The organism is Microbacterium ureisolvens, assembly GCF_015278315.1.
GTDB lineage: Bacteria > Actinomycetota > Actinomycetes > Actinomycetales > Microbacteriaceae > Microbacterium > Microbacterium ureisolvens.
In genome coordinates this window covers 464,869-481,977 of the sequence record NZ_JADIJE010000003.1, presented here as the reverse complement: position 1 = coordinate 481,977, position 17,109 = coordinate 464,869, and the positions used below count along the sequence as shown (strand labels likewise).

Genomic DNA, 17,109 nt, shown 5'->3' with positions numbered 1-17,109 from the left:
TCGCGACGCGGACCACGTCGTCACGGAACTCGCTCGGGTACGGCTTGGGCACAGCAACATCCTTCCAGGCCTACCCCTCGGGCAAGCCAGATCAGATGTCACCTACTCGTGCAGCAGTCCCGTCGAACCGGTTGGAGGAGCGACTACACGGGCTGCTTTCGATTGACATATCGATCGACATTGCTCGAAGCCGATGGGAGCTCGGCCTTTGGGAGGACGCCCTTGCGGTTAGGTCGTCACGACCTCGTCAGCGCGGAACGCAGAAGTGGTGGCATGCGAAGATCCGCGAGATTGAGAGTTACGTGATCAGCCCCTCGTACGCGGCACCCCATCTGCCCGGCTTACGCGCCGCGCTCAGAACCGACCTCGACCACGAACTTGACGATCCGCAGAGCGTGACGCGCGAGTTCCTGGAACTGATCGATGAATAGCCTTGGCGATACATGAGTCGGCGCTCTTTCGCGTGATCGACGCCGCCGAATGGGTTGTGGGTCGCGGCCCACCGAACCCAGCTGCGCGGCGCGATTGAGGGTCGTTGTCCGGGCGGATGCCGCTGGTCACCGTGGTGCGACCGGTGCCGGTTCTGACCGCTGGCCGCCATGGCGGTTGCCTGTTCGGATGGCCAGGCGGATGAAATGCGCGATGGCGGCGCCCGAGCCGGACGAGCTCCGAGCGACCAACAGACGATCAGAACCCAGAGACGACCAAGAACCAAGAGCCAAGAGCCAAGAGCCAAGAGCCAAGAGCCAAGAGCCAAGAGCCAAGAGCCAAGAGCCAAGACCAACGAACAGAGGCAAGACGAGAGAGTAACCGCAATGCACGCAGGCACTATTCAGTGGCACGCTCAGATCTCTTGAGAACACTGGGCACGCGTGACAACTTGGTTACATGGTTCGCGGACGCCGAAATTCCAAGCGCCAAGCCGCGCAGGAGCGCGAAGTTGAGGCGCACGAACAAGCCGACCGTGCCCGTCGCGACGCGGACGAACGATCTGCGGCAGAGCGCCGGCTGGCGCGAAAATGGGGCGACACCCGTGCTGGTCTTGACCGCCTGAGCACACTCAGCCGCGACCTGGAGAAGCTTCACCGCGAAGAGGCGAAGCTTCTGCACGAACGCGACGAACTCGTGTCATGGCTACGGGGTCGAGGGCAGACCTGGGTTGCGTTGAGCTCGCGGACGAAGCTCAGCCGGCAGGCCCTGATGAAGAGGGCGTGATCCCTCAACGAGTCGTGCTCATAAGTCGATGGGGCCCGGTGACGGCACATGGTCAGGCAGACCGCCATCAAGGATGCGTCGCACCATCCCGACGGCACGGTCGCTGAGTCCATCGCCCGGGTAGTAGTCCTCGTAGAGGTCCTCCGCCGCCTCGAGCGTCGCGACATCACACAGGCGGAGCAACTGGCGGATGTCGTTGGTATCACGGCCGGGACGATTGGCGCGAAGCTTCATCGCGAGCAACGCCTCCTTGGAAGCCACCTCGATCGCAATGCCGTTCTGGTCGAAAATCGTCTCCCACTCGACCTGGCGCCCGAACGTTGGCAACGCATCAGCTTGCTCGACTCTGAAGTTCAGCCACTCAGGAGCCCACCCGTGGCGATCCGCAACGCGCGCGGATGCGGCGGCCACCGCTTCACCGCTGCCGGGTTGAATATGCAGCGAATCGAGATCCTGCGTGGTGCCGCGGTCGAAGTAGCGAAGCGCAAGTGCGGCACCGCCAACAAGACGGATGCCGGCGACCTCGTTGGATTCACACAACTCCGCGATGAGTTCGCGGAGTCCGTCGATGATGTCGTCGCGGTTCAGCGAGGTCGCCACGCTCAGACGCTCGCGAAGGTGTCACGCCATACGTGCACGCCTCGTTGTGCGAACTCCTCCGGCACCTCGGACTCTGGTGGAGCGGGGTCGGCCGGATCGACGTCGAGTGTGCGAGGGGTGCTGAGGTGCCTAACGGGCGCGTTCACCCAATCGGGCGCTGGCAGACCCTCCTCGCTTAGTCGCCATGCCACAAGGCCGGCGATCGCCGCATCCCATACGGGATCCTTGGTCGACTCCGGCTCAGCCAGCCCGAGCACGCCACGGACGAGCCCTCGTTCGGCGACGAGGTTGTCGTTGAGCTGCAGCAGCGCGCGCAACGCGCGGTCCTTGTCCTTGACGCTGAGCTGCTCGCGGATCTCCACAGCAACCGTCGCGGCGTCGTCCCGCTGGGTGGGTGCCGAGTACAAGCGGTGCCCCGCACCGGCGAGCAAGCGCTGGATAGTGCTGAACTCTGCATCGCGGCCACCTTCAGAGCGAGAAACGCTGCTCTGATCGAGGTGGGCGCGTTCAGCGAGTTGCTGCTGGGTGAGCCTGCGGCTTTTACGGGCAGCGCGCACGAGTGTCGCAGCGGCGGTCATGAGCACCTCCCGGATTATGTCGTTGACGTCATATTCTACGCGACAGCGTCAAGGGCCGGCCACCAGGACCCGAAATTCGACCGCGTGACCATCGGTCGCCGACGCCCCCTGGGCCTGATTTGCACGCTTGGCTCAGTCGATCGATCCTCGTGGCACAGTTAAGGCACACTAACCGGCGACACGCCGTGCGGATCGATGCAGGAGAACGCTGCCGACCCTGAGGCGAGTCATCCCAAAAACCGCGTAATTCCGCGGCAAAATGGCCCACTTGTATTCAACAGCATGAGAGTTCGAATCCCCCATCCTCCGCCACCGATGTCCGGGCGTGTCTACCCACCCGATCCCGAGGGGCTCGGCGTCGGCGTACTCTCCTGTTGGAGGTCGGCGACCGCCTGTTCGAACGCGGCGATCGTCGCGGCATCCACTGCTCCCGTCGGCTCCACGCCCAACTCGACTTGGAATGCCATGACGGCCTCGGTGAGTTCGGGAGTCCAGAGGCCGTCCACAGGACCGTCCCAGAAACCGAGCAGGCTGAGCGTCTGCTGGACCGCCGCCGTCGAAGCCACGGAATCCTGAGCTGCCGCACTGCCGAGCGCTGCGAGTTCGGCATCGAGCGCGTCTGCCGTCGCCTTGTCCACCGTTCCGGTGACGGGCAGACCGTGGGCCTCCTGCAGGTCCTCCACGGCCTGGACGGTCACCGGACCGTAGATGCCGTCCACCGTGCCGGCGTAGTAGCCCGCCGTCGCCAGCTCCTGCTGGATCGCCGTCGTGTAGGCGCGCACCGCAGCCTCAGCCTGCTGCGCCGGCTCATCGGCGAGGCATCCGGTTTCTGCGAAGAGCTTGAGCCAGGCCATCTCGAGGGCGACCGCGGCACTGTTGAACTGCTCGGAGGCGTCGTGCAGAGGCGTGTCGTCGGTGATGGCGGCCTGGGTGGCGGCGAACTCGTCTTCCGCCTGTTCGACGCGGTTCACCGATGACGTCGGCGCCAGAGGCGTGACCGACGGCGAGGCGTCTTCGATCGGAGCCGGGGTCCCGGAGGGCCCGCTCTGCGCCGCAGCGAGTTCGGCGCGCGCATCGACGAGCTCCTGCTGCGCCGCCACCAGTTCCGCCTGCGCCTCGGTCGCCGCTCGCGCGGCGTCAAGGGACTCCTCGCGGGGCGCGGCGAGGTCGGCGCCGGCGCTGCGCACGTCTCCGACGGTCGGCGCGGTGTCGGCGAGGACGTCCCCGTAGCGATCGAGCGCTCCGATGTAGCTCTCGGCCGCCTCGCAGAACTCGTCGGATGCCGCCGTGAAGGCGTCCTGCGCGTCGGCGACGGCGTTCTCCTTCGCGGTCACCTTCGTCTGCGCCCTGTCGACGTCGCTCACATCGCCCGAACAGGCGGCGAGTGCGACCGCACTGACGGCGACCCCCACGACCGCGATCGTCAGTCTCATCGGCATCCGCATCGTCGTCGCCACCATCCGCCTCCCTCGACCTGCGGCCATAATGGCACCGAAGTCGGGGGTGAAACAGGATGGATCCGCAGCCAGTCCGCCGGTGGCATGCCGTCGCTTCTCGCGCAGCGCTCGGCGTTCTGCTCGTCCTCGGGGCATCCGCCGCCGCAGATGCTGCGTACGGGCAGGGCGACGACGTCCGGATCACGGCACCGGATCCGGCCGAGTCCCCCACGCCCTCACCCACGCCGACGCCCACGCCGACGTCGACCGGCGATCCGGCGCCCACCCCGACGCCGACTCCCACGACCACGGTCGTGCCCGAGCCCACCCCGACCATCGCTCCCGCGCCGGAGCCCACTCTGACCGAGACCCCCGCGCCCGAGCCTTCTCCGACCGTCACCCCGATACCTGCGATACCGCCGGCGGTGACGACGACCACGACCGACCTCTCGATGCTGCTGATCGCCGCCGCGGCACTCGTCGGCGGAGGCATCCTGCTGTGGACACTTCTCCGTCGTGAGCGGCGTGCAGATCCGGCCACGCGCCAGGGGACGGGCGCGAACGAACGCCAGGCCACGGGTACCGCCGCTCCCACAGCTGCCGGCGAGCGCGGCCCGACCGACTCGATCGCCACGCCCGCGGTGCTGGACTCCATGGCAGGCCTCGGATCCTCGATGATCGATGCCGGCTACCCCGTCGGGCCGGTGCGCAGCACGCTGGAGGAGATGGCCAGGTCGAACGGCTTGCCGGCGGCTCAGGTCGTCGTCTTCCCGACGTCGATCCTCGTGTCGTCGGGTGATGGCGGTGCTGTGCACACGCGTGTCGTCGCCGCCGGCGACACCTCGTCGCTGCTGCATCAGGTCGATGCGGTCGATCGGGTGGCGGGAGTGGCGCGCGCTCGGCCGAACGGCGCGAGCTGGGTGGCGCAGGCGCTCGAACGGGTGCGGATGCTGACACCGCCGTTCACGCGTCTGCAGCGGGTGGGAGCATATGCGCTGCTGTCGGCGGCGCTGAGTGTGCTCCTCGGGTCGTCGTGGCCCGGCGTCGCGTTGGCCGGCGTGCTGGGCGTGGGAGTCGGAGCCTTGCTGCTGGCGACCGAGCGGTTCGGAGCGGTGAATCGGGCCCTCGTCGTGGTCGCCGCAGCCCTGGGCGTCGGGTTGGTGGTGCTCACGGTCGCGCACGTCTTCGATCCGGGGGTTCTCCCGGCCGTCGTCGCTCCGTTGGTCATGCTGCTGCCCGGAAGCCTGCTGACCGTCGGGGTGATCGAACTGGCGACCGGCGACATCATGTCGGGCGCGGCGCGCGTGGCGGCGGGCGCGATGAGGCTCCTGCTCCTGGCCGCCGGAATCGTGGCAGCGGGAGCTCTCATCGGAGTGCCGTCGTATACAGAGACAGCGTGGCCGCTCGGACCGTTCGTGCCGTGGATCGCCGTGGCCGCGTTCGGCGCCGGTATCAGCGTCCATCAGTGCGCGCGGCCGGTGTCGATCGGATGGATCATCGTCGTGCTGTACGTGGCCTACGCGGCCCAGGTGATCGGAGACGTGTTCTTCGACGGCGTGCTCTCCGCCCTCGTCGGCGCGGCGGCCATGACACCGGTGGCGGTGATCGTGGCGCGTCAACGCACGGGCCCTCCCGCGTTCGTGAGTTTCCTCCCCGCGTTCTGGCTGCTCGTGCCCGGCGCGCTCGGTCTCATCGGCGTCGCGGGCGTGCTCGAGGGCGATTCGTCGGGATTGGTCACCGTCGTGACGACCATCGCGACGATGGTGTCGGTCGCTCTCGGTGTGCTGGTCGGGCTGGCTGTCACCGGCTCGGTCCGCGGATTGCGCAACGCTGCTCCAGAGGACTGGATGCGTGCACAGCTCGATGCCGACGACGTATCGAAGTGACGGATGCCGCCTGCCGTGCGCTGAAGCTCAGGTCGGCGTCGTCGGTCGGTAGCTGCGCAGGAAGAGCGCTTCGGCCACGGCGAGGTTCTCGATCTCGCTCGGGTCGACGCTCTCATTCGGTGCGTGGATCAGCGCGAGCGGTTCTTCGACGCCCATCAGGATGATTTCCGCGTGCGGGTACGTGTCGGCGAACACGTTGCAGAGAGGGATGGATCCGCCTTGCCCGAGCATGGTGGGAGCGACCCCGTAGGCCTCCTGCATCGCGTCCGAGAACGCCCGGTAGGCCGGACCGGTGGTCTCGGCGCGGAACGGCTCGCCGACCGCTTCGGTCTCGACCCGAACCCGCACGTTCCAGGGGGCATGGGCGTGAAGGTGCGCGGCCAGCGCATCGTGCGCGGCCTGTGCACTCATGCCCGGCGGCACGCGGAGGTTCAGTCGTGCCGACGCACTCGCGACGATCGACGCGGTCGATCCGACGACGGGCGGACAGTCGATGCCCAGGACGGTGAGAGCGGGCCGCGCCCAGAGTTCATCGGCGACCGTCCCGTCGCCGAGCAGGTCGACGCCGTCGAGCACCCCGGCGTCGCTGCGGAACTGTGCGGGATCGTAGGGCTCGCCCGCCCAGGACTGCGTTCGATCCAGCCCGTCGACCGTGGTGCTCCCGCGCTCGTCCCGGAGCGATGCGAGCAGCGCCAGCAGAGCGGCGAGAGCATCGGGGGCTGGGCCCCCGAACATCCCCGAGTGCACCTCTGACGCGAGCGCATCGACGTGGACGACGACATTTGCGAATCCGCGGAGCGACACGGTGGCGGCAGGACGCCCGACCGCGGCGTTGCCGGTGTCGCACACCAGGATGGCGTCGGCGGCGAGCAGGTCGGGGTTCTCCTCCACGAACCGCTCCAGTCCGCCGGTGCCCTGCTCCTCGCTGCCCTCGACGACGAGTTTGAGGTGCACCGGGATGTCGTAGCCGAGCGCGCGGAGCGCGAGCAGGTGCATGACGATGTTGCCCTTGCAGTCCGCCGCGCCGCGACCGGCCCATCGCCCTCCGACATCGGTGAGCTCGAACGGCGGTGTCCGCCAGGCCGAGGCGTCCAGCGGAGGCTGCACGTCGTAGTGGGCGTACAGCAGGACCGTCGGCGCATCTGGATCGGCCGCGCGGCGACTGCCGACGACCGCATCGCTGCCGTCCGGGGTGCGGGCCAGACGGGCGTCGGTGAATCCGAGCTCAGCGAAGTGGGCGCGGACCCACTCCGCCGCGGCGGCGCACTCCTCCGGCGGGAATTGGCGCGGATCGGCGACCGAGCGCATCGCGACCAGCTGCGAGAGCTCATCCCGAGCGGTGGACATCATTCCCTGTATGCGGGTGCGGATCTCCTCGCTCACGAGCCGTCGCCGACCGTCGCCAGGCTGTCCACGAACTCCTGGAACTCCTCCGCCTCCTCGGGGCAGTACGTCTCGATGATGAGCAGCTGCCCTTGCAGCAGCCTCGATTCCACGATCGTCGGGCGCAGACCCGGGCCACCCGCGCCGTTCGCCAGGCCTGCGAGCAGAGTGGAGCGCGCGAGCGCGGAGTTCGGGTCGGCGCACGTGGCACCGCCGTCGTCGCCCAGCACCGCAGCGACCTGTTCCGGGGTGAAGCTGACCGAGATGCCGGCGTCGGCGAAGGAATCCAGCAGCTGCTGGGCCTTTTCGACGTCGCGTTCTTCCTGCCGGTTCCCGATGAAGAGGGTGGTGGCGATCACGGCGAGCACGACGAGGACAGTGATGACGACGATCGAGATCACCGAGCGCTCGCGCTTGCTCTGCGTCTCGTTGTTCGTGCTCATGATTCGCTCGTCTCGGCGATGGCGGGCTGCTTCCACGACGGCTTGCGGAAGCGGTAGAAGAGGAACGGCACCAGCAGCCCGAGCCCGAGCGCACCGCCGCCCACGATCACCAGATATACCCACGGGCTGGTGCCGCCGAACTGCGAAGGCGGGATGAAGCCGACCAGGAGCGCGGCGAGCGATGCGGCGAAGCCGACCCCGCACAGGCCGATCAGCATCGGCGCCCGGTAGCCGCGCGGGTGGTCGGGATGCAGCCGCCGCAGCCGGATCGCGGCGACGAACATCAGCAGGTACATGATCAGGTACACCTGTGTGGTGATCACGGAGAAGATCCAGTACGCACTGGAGACGTTCGGGATCAACGCATACCCCAGGGCGATGATCGACGTGATGACACCCTGCGTGACCAGGAGGTTCTGCTGCACGCCGTTCTTGTTGAGCTTCTGCAGGAACGGCGGGAGGTAGCCCTCCTCGCGCGAGATCAGCAGGAGGCCCTTCGACGGACCCGCCAGCCAGGTGAGCATGCCGCCCAGTGAAGCCGCGACGAGCATGATCCCGACGATCGGGGTCAGCCACGAGATGTCGAACGTGGCGAACACGGCCTCGAACGCCTGCATGATGCCGGCCGTCAGCGAGATCTGCTCAGCCGGCACGACCCAGCTGATAGCGAGCGCCGGGAGGATGAAGATCAACAGCACGAGCCCCATGGCGAGGAAGATCGCCCTCGGATACTCCTTGCCCGGGTTCTTCAGCGAGGACACGTGGACGGCGTTCATCTCCATGCCGCTGTAGGACAGGAAGTTGTTCACGATGAGTACCAGGCTGGCCAGACCCGCCCACTGCGGGAGGAGGTTGTCGACGGTCATCGGGGCGGCTGACGGGTTGCCCTGTCCGAGGAAGAGCGCGCCCAGGAAGACCAATACCGCGCCGGGGATGAGCGTGCCGATGATGAGTCCCCAGCTCGCGAGGCCTGCCACCCCCTTCGTCCCTCGAGACGAGACGAACACGCCGGCCCAGTAGCAGACCATGATGACGAGCGCCGTCCACACGCCGTTCGACGCCAGCTCGGGGTTGATGACGTACGCCAGCGTGGATGCGACGAATCCGAGCAGCGTCGGGTAGTAGAAGATCGTCATCGCGAACTGGCACCAGATCGCCAGGAATCCCATGGGCTTGGAGATGCCCTCGGACACCCACTTGTATACGCCGCCCTTCCAGCCGGACGCGAGTTCCGCCGCGACGAGCGAGGTCGGCAGCAAGAAGACGATCGCGGGGACGAGGTAGAGGAAGACCGCGGCGAGGCCGTACACGGCCATCGTCGGCGCGGGACGAAGGCTCGCGACCGAGCTCGTGGTCATCAGCGCCAGGGCGATCCAGGAGATCCACACCGGCGCGGGAACGGCGGCTGCACGCGCGCGGACCGCGTCTCGTCCGCGACCTGTCGTTTCGGCGGCGCTCATGGCCGGCGACCTCGATAACCGACTGATTGCAACATCGCACATCCCCTTCCGTCGTTGGCGGGCTATTCCAAACACACAAGCGGATCCATTGCTGAAGATAGCGCTGTCGGAGCGCGTGGGGTAGATCAACTCGCATCGCGATTGCAGGGGTCGATCCCGCGGCGCGCCAGCGGCCAGATGAGCGCCGCCTGACCCGCAGCCGCAGCCCGGGATCTCCGGGTGACCGCGCGGAGCGACGGTCTCAGTGGACGGTGGCGAGTGCGCGATCAGTGTCGTTGAAGCGCCGGCCGCCGTCGGCGGTGACAGTGACGATGTCCTCGATGCGGACACCGAAGCGACCGGCGAGGTAGATCCCCGGCTCGATCGAGAAGCACATCCCCGGCACCGTGAGACGCTTCTCCCCCTCGACCATGTACGGCGGCTCGTGCGTGGTCATCCCGATGCCGTGCCCGGTGCGGTGGATGAACTGATCACCGTAGCCGGCTTCGGTGATCACGCGCCTCGCGGCCCGGTCGACCTCTTCGCACGCGATGCCCGGGCGCACGGTCTCGAACGCGGTCTGCTGGGCCACTCGGACGATCTCGTGCACGTCGCGCATTTCGGCCGTAGGCTCGCCCACGCACACGGTGCGCGTCGTATCCGACCCGTATCCGTGCATGAGTCCGCCGAAGTCAAGGACGACCATGTCCACCGCCGCGATCGTCCTGTCGCCGGCCTCATGGTGCGGGTTGGCGCCGTTCGGGCCCGACCCGACGACGGTGAAGTCGACCTGCTCGTGGCCGAACTCGCGCAGCAACCGGGCGAGATCGGCGGCGACCTCAGTCTCTTTGCGACCGGCGAACGGCACCTTCAGGATCTCGTGGAAGGTCGCGTCCGCCGCGGCGCCGGCTGCCTGCAGGCGGGCCAGCTCGTCGGCGTCCTTCACCGCCCTCAGCATCGGCAGCCGCTCGGTGATCGAGGAGTATCTGCTGTCCGGCAGCTCCTTCTGAAGGCCGAGCAGGTGCATGGCCCATGCCGAGTCCGACACGGCGTAGACGCCGTCCGAGAGCAGCAGTGGTGCGGCCGTGGCGTACGCGTCGTCGCCGTCACGCCAATCGCTGATCGTCACGGCCTCCGCACCTGCAGCGGACTCCGCATCCGGACGCTCCAGAGTCGGCACGAGCAGCTGCGGGTCTGCGTCGCGGCGAAGCACGAGCAGGGTCAGCCGCTCGGTGATGGCAGTCGGCCGGTACCCGGTCAGCCACAGCAGGTCGGGTCCGGGGGTCACGAGCAAACCGTCGAGGCCTTCCTCCGCGGCATCCCGCACCGCCCTCTCCATGCGCTCCCGGAAGTCGTCCGCGGTGAAGGCGCGAGGCGCGCTGCTCATGAGATCGCCTGCGTCGGGTCGACCGCGATGGGCGAGCCGCTCCAGCCCTGAGACGGTGATGCCGACGCGGATGAGCGATTCCACATAGGACTCTCCTTCGACGAGGACCCCGACGGCCGGCGCCGTGCCGTCGAGCCATACGCTAGCGCGATGCTTCGGTGGGCGGGAGCGGCATCCGTCGACCTGCTCCGACGGTCGACGATCAGCCGGTGGCGGTGGGCGTCGGGCTCGCGGTCGGCTCCGGCGACGGATCGTCGAGCGTGCCGAACAGGCCGTGCCCCTTGCTCACGAGCGCGTCGTACGCCTCGCCGTAGGTCGTCGGGATCTTCGCTCCCGGGTCGAAGCGCGCGGTGAGGAGCCCGAGCAGTCCGCGCGCCGGGGCCGTGAGAGGGCGCTTCCGGTGCTTCTCCTCGTCCTTCGCAGTCGGCTTGGCTTCGACGTTGGGCGGCGTGTAGAGCGACTGCGGCTGCGGCCACGTGTACGGCTGCCGCGGAACCGTGAGATTCACCGCGTTGAAGATCGGGTTGGCTGCCTCGTCGCGTGCGGTGAGCGGACGCAAGCCGTGCAGTCTGCACAACGTGTTGATGACGGATCCGTGGTGCATCTCGTCGTGCAGCACGGTGCCCGACGCCGTGTACGCGCTCACGACGATGGCCGGCACGCGAACCCCGAGCCGGTCGAACTCGAAGCCCATCTCACCCGGCCCGGTGCGGTCGGGAGGAACCGCCGCCGGAGGAGCCACATGGTCGTACGTGCCGCCGTGCTCGTCGAAGGTGATCACGAGTGCCGTGTTCATGGCGTTGGAGCCCTGTGGTGAACTCGACTGGCGGATCGCGTCGTACACCTGCTGCACGAGGGCGTCCCCGGCGCGCACGTCGGAGTATGCGCTGTTGTCGATCTGGATCCCCGTGCCATCTCCGAGATCCAGCCATCCCTCGCGCAGCTCGCCCCACGGCGGATGCATGTCGTTGTGGTTGAAGACCATGCGCGGCTCGATGAACGAGTAGGCGGGCAGGCTGCCCTCGCGCGCGTCGATCTCGAACTGCTCCATCTCACGGAAGTTCGTCTTCCAGTACTTCTCGAGCACCGGGGCATGCAGCATCCCCGTCAACGACACGAGCTGCGAGGCGTCGTAGTAGACGCGCCAGGAGAGGCCGGCTTCTTCCAGCCGGTTGAAGATCGTCTCGGCCGGAGGCCCGTTGACCCACTTGTAGTAGTCGTCACCGGTGTGGTTGACCACGAAGCCGTTCGAGGTCGAGGCGTGGAAGAACATCCGGTTGCAGAAGGTCTGCGATGGAACGCCGGAGAACCACCGGTCGTAGACGGCGAACTCCTTGGCCAGCGTCGAGATGACCGGCAGCATGTCAGGCGAGTACCCGCCCATGGCTACCCGGTACTCCTCAGGCTTGGGATCACGCTTCTTCGCCAGGCGGTAGTTGACGATGTAGTCGTCGACGAACCCGTCGTTGGTCGCCTGCTGCCCGCGGGAAGGGGCGTTGAACGGATCGACCTGGCCGTAGCGGCGCACATCCGCGTTCGTCGCCGGATCGACGACTCTGAACAGCTGCGTGTTGACGTGCGGGTAGGTCTCGCCCGGATCCGGCTGGGGCTGCTGCATGACCGAGTCCGTCGGCCCGTCGTAGACGTACGCCGGGACCACGGTGCCGTCGGGCGCGGTGTTGGAGTAGTCGGCCTGATTCAGCCCGTCGAACTCGTCCTTCGACTTCTCCTGCGCCGAGTACAGCCGTCCCAGCACGTTGTCGAAACTGCGGTTCTCGAACATGACCACGACCACGTGGTCGAAACCCGCCACGTGACGCGGCGACAGCGGCTGGTACTCGGGCGGATGCGTCGTGGCCGCAGCGACGACGGCAGCTCCGGCCGATCCGCCGATCGCGACGCCGGCTGCACCGATTCCCACGCGCCGGAAGAAGTCCCGTCGCGACGGCGCGGCGATCGTGCTCTGGTCCTGAGAGGCGTCGGCTTCCGAGCCGGCGCGATCGTCATCTGCCATCGCACCCCCTGTTCGCAGTCTAGGCGGCAGCCACGGACTAGGCTCCGACCATGGCCCCGACCCTTCGGTTCGACCGCGGTGCGCGGTACGGCGCGGCCATCGTGGGCACACTGGCGGCCACCTACCTGATGATCGCGACGGATTACTCGGCGATCGTCCAGACCGCGACCTACGCCGGCACGATCCGCAACGACACCCCGATCGTAGACGTGGTGCAGTTCATCCTGATCCTCGGGATGTTCGTCACCTCGCTCGCTCTCCTGCCGACGCCGGGCATGCGCCGCCTCGGCGGGATCACGCTCGTGTGCGTCGTGTTGCTGCTGTGGGCGACGCTGGGCCTGGAACGCGGCAGCGGCCAGATCACGCAACCGCCGGCGCTGTGGTCGTTCGTGCTGAACCAGGGCTTCGTCACATTGCTGGCGGCCGTCGGGGGCTGGGTGATCGCGCGGGGGCGGCATCCGCTTTCATGGTGCGTCGTCGTCGTCGCCGTGATCCCTCCTATCGTCGCACCCCGCCTCGTCGCGGCGAACTTCACCACCGGCGGCTACGCCCTCGTCATGGAGGCGATCGTGATCATCGCGGGCCTCAGCGCGGTATGGGCGGCGGTCTGGATCGACCGCGCACTCGCACCCCGGGCGGCCGCGGCCCCTGAGGGGCAGTCGGCCGCGCCCGACCGATCCGAAGTAGCCGGAGCCGACGCGAAGGGCTCGTGACACAGCCCGCGGGGTAGGTCGAGCACGTCGCGCGCCGAAGATCTCGCCCTTCGCCTGGAACAGCGGCGGCTGCACCACGACACCGCCCGACGCGTCGTCACAGCGCGCTCATAGGGGCCATTGTGCGTCTTGATAGAAAGCGTTGAGGCGAAGCTGAGCCTTTCCTGTTGGGTCATACCGTACCGTTAGAGCACGGATAGCAACCCGAAAGCACACGGACAATGCATCAAGAAGCAGTCGTTCGGATCCGGCATCACATATCGAAGGAGACAAATCCGATGCATCGCATGACCAAGATCGCCGCGGGCGCCGTGCTCGCGTGCGCGCTCGTCGGCACGGCCGGCGCGGCCAACGCCTACACCCTGGCGCCGAACGGCACGGGTTTCATCGGCAAGGGCGAAGTCCAGACCGTGCTGGGCATGAACAATGCCGCGCTGCAGAAGGCGGTCGACGGCCACAAGCTGACGTTCACGAGCCAGCAGGCGATCTCGCAGGCTGTCACTCAGGACGCCGTCCAGTCCGGCACGCAGGCGGGCACGCAGCACGGCGTCCAGTCGGGCACCCAGTCCGCCACGCAGGCGGGCACCCAGACGGTGTCATGGGACCTCTCGTGCACCATCGACAACAAGAACAAGCAGTTCCACCGCGAAGGCACCCGCGACGGTGTGCGGACAGGGACCGCCGTCGGTTCGCGCACGGCCGAGCGTGACGCGACGAGGACCGCCTCCCGCGACGGCGAGCGCACCGGCACGCGTTCTGGTGTGCTGTCAGGTGTTGTCGACGCGGCGCTCAACGCCGACCCGCGCAAGACGGGCCAATGGACCGGCTTCAACGTCAAGGGCATCACGAACCCGACGACGAGCATGGCTGAGGCCCCGGTCTGGAACGAGCCGACCGTGTTCGGTGACTGGGAATTCGGCGCGTGGTCGGAGGACGGCGAGTGGTCAGGGGCCGGCGACTGGACGTTCGGCGGCTACGTGTTCGGAGAGTACTCGTTCGGCGACGTGGAGTGGGGCGGCTGGCAGGCCGAGCCGGGCGAGACGCCGGGCGACTGCGACCGCGGCAACGACAAGGCGACCAACATCGTGGAGCGCGTCTCGTACGGAGAGCCCGTTGACGGTGAGATCACGGACGGAGCGATCGTGCCTGGAGCCGTCGCCGCGGGCGACATCAGCGAGGGTGACGTCACCGAGGGCGACATCGAATACATCGACCCCGTGACCAGCGACGGCGCCCCCACGTACGGCGCGATCGCGCTGTTCGTCAACGGCAAGGCGCTCTGAGAGTCCCGGGGACCGCTGAGGCGGCCGCACCACAGCCGGCAGCCCTCGACCACCCCGAAGGTCGGGGGCTGCCCAGACGCGCAGGCCGGCGGCCCACACCCACCGCCCGCACGGACTGCACACGGAGGGGACGGATGCCGCGGCATCCGTCCCCTCCGCCTTCGTGCCGAACCCTCACACGGTGACGGGTGCGGCATCGACCCCGGCGCGCAGCGCGTCGGCGATCGGCGTCGTCGGACGACCGATGAGGCGCGCGAGAGTGAGGTCGGCGTCGGAGAGCACACCTCGGGCGATGCCGTCCTCCATGGCGGCGACGAAGCCGATCGTCCCGGCGTCCAGACCCGCGTCGGCGAGCGCCTCCTCGAGCCGGGCCGGGGTGATCGGCGCGTAGACGACGGCGCGCTCGACGCGCAACGGTCGGGGGCGGACTGAGCGTGCCCGGCGGATCCCCACCGCCAGTTCAGTGCGTGTGCCGGTGATGAGCGTCGGGATAGTGCTCGTGGCTGTGCGTCATCGGCTCGTGCGTGTGCGGGTGCCGGTGTCGCGTGCCGGCCGGCACGGGCTCGGGGTGCTCGTGCTGATGGTGTTCGTCGTGCGTATGCCAGTGGTCGTGCGTCAGCCGCTCGTGGGTGTGCTGGTGCCCGTGGCGCTCGGTGAGGTGCAACCAGACACCCAGGGCCATCAGCAGCCCCGCCACCACGAGCTGCCAGGTGAGGGGTTCGCCGAGGGCGACGGCGAGCAGCGCGCCGAAGAACGGCGCGACGGAGAAATAGGCGCCGGCGCGGGCGGTGCCGACGTGACGCATGCCGACGATGAAGAGCGCGAGGCTCACGCCGTAAGCGAGGAAGCCGACACCGAGGGCTGCCGCCGTGAGGCCGAGCGCGGGCAGGGTGGCGCCCAGCGCGAACGCGAGGACGAGGTTCACCGGACCGGCGACGATGCCCTTGACCGCGGCGAGCCAGGTGGCGTCATTGAGCGCGACCATGCGCGTGAGGTTGTTGTCGACGCCCCAGCACAGGCAGGCGGCGAGCACCGCAAGCGACGGCCACGCCTCCCCCACCTCCGCGCCGGTGGGGATGCTGAGGATCACCGCCCCCGCGACGATGGCGAGCATGCCCAGCGCGACGCGGCGGTCGACGTTCTCGCGGAACACCATCCACGCCAGCACCGCCGTGAAGACGCCCTCCGCGTTGAGCAGCAGCGAGGCGCCGGACGCGGGCATGTGGGAGAGTCCCAGCATGAGCAGGACGGGCGCCGCAACTCCACCAGCGAGGATCGCGCCGGCCAGCGGCAGCACCTCCGCCCGCCCCAGATGGACGCGCTCGGCCCGGCGGACGAGGCGGAAGATCGTCAGCCCCACGCCGGAGCCGCAGTAGAGCAGACCCGCGAGCATCCACGGGCTGACGTCACCGAGGAGAAGCTTCGCCAACGGCGTTCCCGCACCGAACAGCAGTGCCGACGCCAGCGCCGCCTGCACGCCACGGTTCGACAGGGCCGCTCCGAACATGGCACCAGTGTTCCACCCCGAAGCGCCGACGTCAGGAGTTCAGCTCGAGCCCTCCGCCGGCTCGGTGAGCACAGGCTGCGCCACGAGGTCCGCCGTCACGGAGACGACCCGCGGGAACAGCAGGAGTGCCAGCCCCATCCCGATGGCCGCGCCCACAACCTGAGCCGCCAGGAACGGCGGCACCGACGCCGGGGCGATCCCGGCGAAGCTGTCGGTGAAGATCCTTCCGACGGTCACCGCTGGATTGGCGAAGGATGTCGAGCTGGTGAACCAGTAGGCCGCCCCGATGTAGGCGCCCACGGCGACGGCGACCTGCGGGAGGGGCCGGCCGGCCCGCGCGAGGCCGGTGATGAGCAGCACCAGGCCCGCCGTGGCGACGACCTCCCCGAGCACGGTGGCGGGCGTGGCGCGAGCCGTGGTCGACAGGGTGGTCGGAACGGCGAACATGAGGTTCGCCAGCACAGCACCGCCGACGGCGCCGAGCAGCTGCGCTCCGACGTAGATCGTCAGAGCGAGGATCGGAAGCCCGACACGACCGCGCCGACCGAGCATCGCGTCGGCGATCGACACCATCGGGTTGAAGTGCGCTCCCGATACCGGTCCGAGCAGCAGGATGAGCACTCCCAGCCCGAGCGCGGTGGCGAGGGAGTTCTCCAGCAGCCGCAAGCCGGTGTCGGTCGACAGGCGCTCCGCGGCGATCCCCGAGCCCACGACGACCGTCACCAGCAGCCCGGTGCCGACGAGCTCGGCGCCGGCACGCCGGGCGAGGGTCAGGCCTCGGGTCACGCCGGCGACGCCGGTGTCGGCGGCAGCAGGTCGGTCAGGAGCTGCTCGACGCGTACGCGGATCTCGTCGCGGATCGGCCGCACGGCCTCGATCCCCTGCCCCGCCGGGTCGTCGAGCTGCCAGTCTTCGTAGCGCTTGCCCGGGAAGATCGGGCATGCATCGCCGCAGCCCATGGTGATGACCACGTCAGACTCCCTCACCGCGTCGACGGTGAGGACTTTCGGCGTGTTCCCCGCGATGTCGATGCCCTGCTCGGCCATCGCCTCGATCGCGACCGGATTGATCTCGTCCTTCGGCGCGGACCCCGCCGACAGCACCTCGACCCGGTCACCGGCCAGACTCCGGAGGTAACCGGCTGCCATCTGCGACCTGCCGGCGTTGTGCACGCAGACGAACAGGACGGTCGGCTTCTCGCTCATGGTCACTCGCCTTCTCTCGG

General features: G+C 68.4%; 17 protein-coding genes. 5 read left to right on the top strand and 12 right to left on the bottom strand.

The window, feature by feature from the left end:
• Positions 1 to 431, top strand: a 431-nt coding sequence (locus tag IM767_RS20600; protein WP_206759219.1) for a hypothetical protein, incomplete at its 5' end; no start/stop codon positions are given.
• 457 nt (positions 432 to 888) lie between these two features.
• Positions 889 to 1,215: a hypothetical protein gene (locus IM767_RS07285; RefSeq protein ID WP_162564373.1), complete on the top strand. Its 327-nt coding sequence runs from the start codon at positions 889 to 891 to the stop codon at positions 1,213 to 1,215.
• Between the two features lie 18 nt (positions 1,216 to 1,233).
• Here IM767_RS07285 and IM767_RS07280 read toward each other — a convergent pair whose 3' ends face one another.
• From IM767_RS07280 to IM767_RS07270, 3 genes are all read right to left on the bottom strand, one after another.
• Positions 1,234 to 1,815 carry a hypothetical protein gene (locus IM767_RS07280; RefSeq protein ID WP_239453444.1) on the bottom strand — a complete coding sequence of 194 codons (582 nt, stop codon included), beginning with the start codon at positions 1,813 to 1,815 and terminating at the stop codon, positions 1,234 to 1,236.
• Between the two features lie 2 nt (positions 1,816 to 1,817).
• Positions 1,818 to 2,393 carry a helix-turn-helix domain-containing protein gene (locus IM767_RS07275; protein WP_162564374.1) on the bottom strand — a complete coding sequence of 192 codons (576 nt, stop codon included), beginning with the start codon at positions 2,391 to 2,393 and terminating at the stop codon, positions 1,818 to 1,820.
• A 329-nt stretch (positions 2,394 to 2,722) separates the two neighbouring features.
• Positions 2,723 to 3,832, bottom strand: coding sequence for a peptidoglycan-binding domain-containing protein (locus IM767_RS07270; protein ID WP_239453445.1), 1,110 nt, complete (start codon positions 3,830 to 3,832; stop codon positions 2,723 to 2,725).
• Between the two features lie 74 nt (positions 3,833 to 3,906).
• On the opposite strand from IM767_RS07270, the gene IM767_RS07265 reads away from it, so the two are divergent.
• Positions 3,907 to 5,715: a threonine/serine exporter family protein gene (locus IM767_RS07265; protein ID WP_109211627.1), complete on the top strand. Its 1,809-nt coding sequence runs from the start codon at positions 3,907 to 3,909 to the stop codon at positions 5,713 to 5,715.
• A 27-nt stretch (positions 5,716 to 5,742) separates the two neighbouring features.
• Here the strand turns inward: IM767_RS07265 and IM767_RS07260 are convergent, their stop codons facing one another.
• The 5 genes from IM767_RS07260 to IM767_RS07240 all read right to left on the bottom strand — a co-directional run bounded on the left by IM767_RS07260 (position 5,743) and on the right by IM767_RS07240 (position 12,381).
• Positions 5,743 to 7,098 carry a dipeptidase gene (locus IM767_RS07260; protein ID WP_275426031.1) on the bottom strand — a complete coding sequence of 452 codons (1,356 nt, stop codon included), beginning with the start codon at positions 7,096 to 7,098 and terminating at the stop codon, positions 5,743 to 5,745.
• Positions 7,095 to 7,541 carry a hypothetical protein gene (locus IM767_RS07255; protein ID WP_109211629.1) on the bottom strand — a complete coding sequence of 149 codons (447 nt, stop codon included), beginning with the start codon at positions 7,539 to 7,541 and terminating at the stop codon, positions 7,095 to 7,097. The genes IM767_RS07260 and IM767_RS07255 overlap by 4 nt, the downstream gene beginning before the upstream one ends.
• A complete protein-coding gene (gene gadC / locus IM767_RS07250) occupies positions 7,538 to 9,001 on the bottom strand; it encodes a glutamate/gamma-aminobutyrate antiporter GadC (protein ID WP_109211630.1) in 1,464 nt (487 codons plus the stop codon). The genes IM767_RS07255 and gadC overlap by 4 nt, the downstream gene beginning before the upstream one ends.
• 241 nt (positions 9,002 to 9,242) lie before the next feature.
• Positions 9,243 to 10,367 carry a M24 family metallopeptidase gene (locus IM767_RS07245; RefSeq protein WP_109211721.1) on the bottom strand — a complete coding sequence of 375 codons (1,125 nt, stop codon included), beginning with the start codon at positions 10,365 to 10,367 and terminating at the stop codon, positions 9,243 to 9,245.
• A 202-nt stretch (positions 10,368 to 10,569) separates the two neighbouring features.
• The gene (locus IM767_RS07240) at positions 10,570 to 12,381 is read right to left on the bottom strand and encodes an alkaline phosphatase family protein (protein WP_109211631.1); all 1,812 of its coding nucleotides are present in this window, start codon (positions 12,379 to 12,381) and stop codon (positions 10,570 to 10,572) included.
• Positions 12,382 to 12,431: 50 nt separating this feature from the next.
• On the opposite strand from IM767_RS07240, the gene IM767_RS07235 reads away from it, so the two are divergent.
• Both IM767_RS07235 and IM767_RS07230 read left to right on the top strand, forming a co-directional pair.
• Positions 12,432 to 13,094, top strand: coding sequence for a hypothetical protein (locus IM767_RS07235; RefSeq protein ID WP_109211632.1), 663 nt, complete (start codon positions 12,432 to 12,434; stop codon positions 13,092 to 13,094).
• Between the two features lie 287 nt (positions 13,095 to 13,381).
• Positions 13,382 to 14,377, top strand: a complete 996-nt coding sequence (locus tag IM767_RS07230; RefSeq protein WP_162564375.1) for a hypothetical protein — start codon at positions 13,382 to 13,384, stop codon at positions 14,375 to 14,377.
• A 174-nt stretch (positions 14,378 to 14,551) separates the two neighbouring features.
• Here IM767_RS07230 and IM767_RS07225 read toward each other — a convergent pair whose 3' ends face one another.
• The 4 genes from IM767_RS07225 to IM767_RS07210 are packed head-to-tail and all read right to left on the bottom strand — an operon-like array spanning position 14,552 to position 17,089.
• Entirely contained in the window at positions 14,552 to 14,791 is a 240-nt protein-coding gene (locus tag IM767_RS07225; RefSeq protein ID WP_109211634.1) for a hypothetical protein, read from the bottom strand.
• A 46-nt stretch (positions 14,792 to 14,837) separates the two neighbouring features.
• Positions 14,838 to 15,884: a DMT family transporter gene (locus IM767_RS07220; protein WP_109211635.1), complete on the bottom strand. Its 1,047-nt coding sequence runs from the start codon at positions 15,882 to 15,884 to the stop codon at positions 14,838 to 14,840.
• A gap of 39 nt (positions 15,885 to 15,923) precedes the next feature.
• Positions 15,924 to 16,670, bottom strand: coding sequence for an aquaporin (locus tag IM767_RS07215; RefSeq protein WP_109211636.1), 747 nt, complete (start codon positions 16,668 to 16,670; stop codon positions 15,924 to 15,926).
• A complete protein-coding gene (locus IM767_RS07210; protein WP_109211637.1) occupies positions 16,667 to 17,089 on the bottom strand; it encodes an arsenate reductase ArsC in 423 nt (140 codons plus the stop codon). The genes IM767_RS07215 and IM767_RS07210 overlap by 4 nt, the downstream gene beginning before the upstream one ends.
• Positions 17,090 to 17,109 lie beyond the last annotated feature (20 nt).